The organism is Streptomyces sp. AC627_RSS907 (assembly GCF_019049165.1).
In genome coordinates this window covers 1-645 of the sequence record NZ_JAGMUE010000440.1, presented here as the reverse complement: position 1 = coordinate 645, position 645 = coordinate 1, and the positions used below count along the sequence as shown (strand labels likewise).

General features: G+C 64.8%; 2 protein-coding genes and 1 pseudogene. All 3 read left to right on the top strand.

The window, feature by feature from the left end:
* The coding region (gene infA / locus KUM32_RS36355) for a translation initiation factor IF-1 (RefSeq protein ID WP_217146163.1) at nucleotides 1–207 on the top strand (207 nt) is incomplete at its 5' end.
* Between the two features lie 58 nt (nucleotides 208–265).
* Nucleotides 266–379, top strand: coding sequence for a 50S ribosomal protein L36 (gene rpmJ, locus KUM32_RS36350; RefSeq protein ID WP_003956441.1), 114 nt, complete (start codon nucleotides 266–268; stop codon nucleotides 377–379).
* A 182-nt stretch (nucleotides 380–561) separates the two neighbouring features.
* Nucleotides 562–645: pseudogene (rpsM, locus tag KUM32_RS36345) on the top strand (30S ribosomal protein S13); the annotation flags it as partial.

Genomic DNA, 645 nt, shown 5'->3' with positions numbered 1-645 from the left:
GGTGCCATCGAAATCGAGGGCACCGTGATCGAGTCCCTCCCGAACGCCATGTTCAAGGTGGAGCTCCAGAACGGTCACCAGGTCCTCGCGCACATCAGTGGCAAGATGCGCATGCACTACATCCGCATCCTCCCTGACGACCGGGTCGTGGTGGAGCTGTCTCCCTACGACCTGACGCGCGGACGCATCGTCTACCGCTACAAGTAGATCTCGCTGCCGTCCCGCTCCCGTGGGGCGATGGCACGACCCGGAGAACCTCACACCCATGAAGGTCAAGCCGAGCGTCAAGAAGATCTGCGACAAGTGCAAGGTGATCCGCCGTCACGGCCGGGTCATGGTCATCTGCGACAACCTGCGCCACAAGCAGCGCCAGGGCTGACGCACGACCCGCACCTCGCAGTACCTTCGCGCGACGCGAGCAACTCGTACATACGCAATCACCCGTCTCCTCCTCGCAGGGGACGACACCCCCGGCGGAGGCCGGGGACCCGGTAGCCGCCGCCGCGCGGGCCCGGGAGTGGTGTTGCGGAAGACCTCCGAATAGCAACTGGAGCCAGATTTATGGCACGCCTCGCAGGCGTTGACCTCCCGCGCGAAAAGCGCGTGGAGGTCGCCCTCACCTACGTCTTCGGCATTGGTCGCACC

What these genes read in the sequence shown, in the direction of transcription:
- rpmJ (WP_003956441.1), top strand. Translation starts at nt 266, where the DNA reads ATGAAGGTCAAGCCGAGCGTCAAGAAGATCTGCGACAAGTGCAAGGTG.